This window comes from Streptomyces sp. NPDC093586 (assembly GCF_044764905.1).
Taxonomy (GTDB): Bacteria; Actinomycetota; Actinomycetes; order Streptomycetales; family Streptomycetaceae; genus Streptomyces.
In genome coordinates this window covers 1-3476 of sequence record NZ_JBIWJA010000089.1, presented here as the reverse complement: position 1 = coordinate 3476, position 3476 = coordinate 1, and the positions used below count along the sequence as shown (strand labels likewise).

Genomic DNA, 3476 nt, shown 5'->3' with positions numbered 1-3476 from the left:
CACGCCTGTCTACGGCCGAGGTTCCCACGACCGACCCGCCCACAATCTGGCGCCTCAGCCACCACGTGGTCATTTCACTGAGAAAACGTCACTGGCTGCCACTCTCCGCAGCGCTCGCTGTTGAAGGCGTAGTCGCTGCTGCTGATCGTCACTTGTACCCGCTTCGCGGCAGTGGTGAAATGATTGTCGATCACCTCGCCGTTGGCATCCTGTCGCTCCCAGTAACAGTCCTCCACATCCGTTGTGTAGTAGGTGCCCGGCTTGATCTCCGAACCCACGCGATACACACCGGGTCCGAAGACCCGTCCTTCCGCCTCCAAGTCGTTGCGATTCTCCGCACCGCCGATCAGCTTCTCGATTGCGCCCTTCTGGGGGTGGTTCGGGCACAGTTGCAGGGCCCCACGAACTTCGCTCAGCTGCTCGTCCGAGCCGGCCGTTGCGAGGTAGTCCCAGGATTCTGCGCCGTTTTGGGCGCACATCCCGTAAAGGACGGCGAGTTGGTCAAGGCCGGCGCCTTCACTGTAGGCAGTCGTCACCGCCTTCTTCTCGACCTCGCTCAGTTCAGCACCAGCAAGCGTGGCTTCACAAAGATCGTGCTCACCGGCCCATGACGCTTCCAAGGTGCTGTAGTACTCGCTCGGTTCGTCGCCGCCGTAGCAGTAGAGCTCGCTGACCGTCACGGACGTCGGCGCCTCGTCGACCGTCACGGGTGACGGCGCTTCATCGGTCGGCGCCTCACTCGACCCGCTTCTCAAGTCCGCAGAGGTCTGCTGCGACTTCCCGCCTGGCTCATCCTCAGTCGAGCTGGAACACCCGACGAGCAGCAGACCAACCGCTGTCGCGATCACGATTCTCTTCACGTTCCCCCCATATGTGCCACGAGGGCTACACATGTACCCCTGTGCTGCAGGATAGACGGCACCCCACAGCGAGGAATCAACGCGTCGACTGGGCCCGTCGAGCGCGCTGAAGGTCGTTGATCGGGTCAACCGCGTGGGCAGTGTTCTGCATGGCAGTGCCGTGCAGGGATCGCTCCCGGTAGATCATCTAGCGATCCCTGTCGCAGCTGCGACATGAAGCATGCACATAGCATTTATCATCCTCACGCAGCCCTCACAACGACGGGTGCCTGAACCGCCCTTGGAGGGACCATGCACACCAGAACCATCACGCTCGCCACCGCAGCCGTCCTCGCCGCCGCGCTCACCGCATGCAGCAGCGACCACGACCCGGCACCGAAGGAAGCGAGCGCCGCACAGGTCGATCAGCCCGCCACCGTGGAGCCCGTGGCCGTCGCACCTACCGTGAGCCTGGCCTGGAGCCACAACGCCACCTCGTGGGACGAGCCCCAGGTCTGGTACGTGACCCGGGTCAAGAACACCGGGGCCTCCGAAGCTTCCGTCGCTGTCGACGTCCGCGCGCTCGACAAGACCGGCACGATCGTCGGCTCCGCCCAGGACACGTTGCCCAACATTCCGGCTGGCGCGACCTTCGACTACTTCGGCACCATCGGCGGCAGTATCGGCACCGAGTTGACCGGCACCCCGGACAAGATCGAAGTATCTCGAGCAGAGAACGCTTTCGGCCGGGCCGGCTCCATCGAAGCGCCCATGCTCAAGACCAGCGAGGTCAAGCTCACCGCGAGCGCAGACGATACGTACACGGACGCCCCGAACTCCTACGACCTGTCGGCGAAGGTCACCAACAGCACCACGGACGCCGTGTCGTCGGGAGTGACGCAACAGGTCATCCTCTACAACGCCCAGGGCCAGGTCGTGGGCGGCGAAAGCGGCTTCTCCGACAACATCCCGCAGACCCTGCCCACGGGCATGAGCTACCGCGAGCAGTGGACCGGCATCCCGGCCATCGGCGAGGCCACCCGAGCTGTTTACACCGTGTGGGTCGGCTGATGCCCCAGCCGTCCCGAACCGACCCGGCCGACGACTGATCAGCAACCGCACACTGCCCCCGCATGTCCACCACCATCACGGAAGGGGTGGATCCAGAAGGGGGGCCTTGGGGCTCTGGCAAGTCGGGCGTGGCCAACCTCCTGAAGGGGCTGCTCGACAGACTCCAGGGCGTGCGGTTCGTGCGATTCGACGCCTTCAAGTGCGTGGAAAACCCGCTGCGCAGGAACTTCACGTTCGGCCGGTACGGCACGTTACGTTTTCCACGGTGGTGCGGTTGTTGATGTGCCGGATGGCGTCTGCGGCCGTACTGCCGAGGACGGTGTGGTTGCGGTAGGCGGCGAGCAGGGGGAGGGAAGAGCGGTCTCCTACGCGGGCGAGTAGACCTATCACGGTGACGGTGCGGTCGTTGACTTGGGGGTGCGGGAAGAGTGAGGTCAGACGACCCGGAGCGCTCAGGCCGTGGTGCAGAACTGTGCGGGCCTCGGCGGGGAAAGCGTCAATGATGCGGCCGAGCGCGCTCGTGCGGATGTCCTGGGCGTACACGGCGGCATACCGGAACTGCTGGAGGGGATCAACGGAGGCGTCCAGGAGGAAAGTAATGAGCCGTTCCCACAGTGGTGTGCAGCGTGCGTGCTGTTCATCCACGCTGAGGCCGGGGCGGTGGAGCCAGAACAGGATCTGCCCGTAGCAGCGCCATGCGTCGGCTTCGGCACCTTGGTGGCCGACCAGGATCGGGGGAGGGGAGGTCAGGTGGGCGGCGCAGCCTTCGATGCCGAGTAGGTGGCTGCTGATGGCATCGTGCATGAAAGGTCCGTTGTCCACGTGGGAGGCCCAGTACTGCAGGGCTGGCAGCGCGGCCGGGTCCTTCGCGTGTACGAGCTCCTTGAGGACGACGTCTGTGAAAAGGCTGGCGTCGCCTTCCTGTACCGCGAGGACCAGCAGTGCGCGGCGTGCGGCCGGCTCAAGGGCGTCGATCGCTTCGATGAACGGCGCTGCAATGACTTCTTCGAACTGGCTCTCCACGATCCTTTTGGCGCGGGCATGTGCGTCGGGTTGCTCAGGACTGGCGAGGAGAAGGGCGATCTCCTCGGTGATGGCGTCGAGTGCGTAGGGAGAGGTGAGCTGACCATAGCCGTACAAAGCGTCGACGAGCATGGTGGAGACGAACACGTCGTCGGTGTGCACGCCGTTCAGCAGCTCGATGACCTGGGCCTCGGTGGCTTCGTCCACGGTGGCGCGGATGCTGGTGAGCAGGTCGAGGCCTGCGAACCGCAGATGGTTGGCGCCGGTGGCCCAAGCACGGGTGAACAGCGCTGGCGCGAGTGAAGCTGTTTCAGCATCGTCCGTCCCGCGCAGCAAGATGCACAGCAGCATGGTCAGGCCAATGTCGTCGGCTCTCAGCGAGGCGACCCATCTCTGAAGATCGGCTGCTCCTGCCGGCTGCTGGCGGTTGTGTCCTCCCCTCGGCCAGGCTAGTGTCCTGCGCCAGTAGTTGATCGTTAGAAATTGCATGACTTCTGCTGCTGGTGCGTCAGTGCCCCGTCGTGGCCCGAAGCTCGAACCGTT

3 protein-coding genes are annotated in these 3476 nt (G+C 64.4%); 1 reads left to right on the top strand and 2 read right to left on the bottom strand.

Going from position 1 to position 3476, the window contains the following annotated elements; all coding sequences use genetic code 11:
• Positions 1-74: 74 nt before the first annotated feature.
• Entirely contained in the window at positions 75-707 is a 633-nt protein-coding gene (locus ACIRFH_RS36455; RefSeq protein WP_403530856.1) for a hypothetical protein, read from the bottom strand.
• Positions 708-1151: 444 nt separating this feature from the next.
• Between ACIRFH_RS36455 and ACIRFH_RS36450 the strand changes: the two genes are divergently transcribed.
• The gene (locus tag ACIRFH_RS36450; RefSeq protein ID WP_403530854.1) at positions 1152-1910 is read left to right on the top strand and encodes a hypothetical protein; all 759 of its coding nucleotides are present in this window, start codon (positions 1152-1154) and stop codon (positions 1908-1910) included.
• A 228-nt stretch (positions 1911-2138) separates the two neighbouring features.
• Here the strand turns inward: ACIRFH_RS36450 and ACIRFH_RS36445 are convergent.
• Positions 2139-3476, bottom strand: a 1338-nt coding sequence (locus ACIRFH_RS36445) for a hypothetical protein (protein WP_403530851.1), incomplete at its 5' end; no start/stop codon positions are given.

What these genes read in the sequence shown, in the direction of transcription:
- ACIRFH_RS36450 (WP_403530854.1), top strand. Translation starts at nt 1,152, where the DNA reads ATGCACACCAGAACCATCACGCTCGCCACCGCAGCCGTCCTCGCCGCC.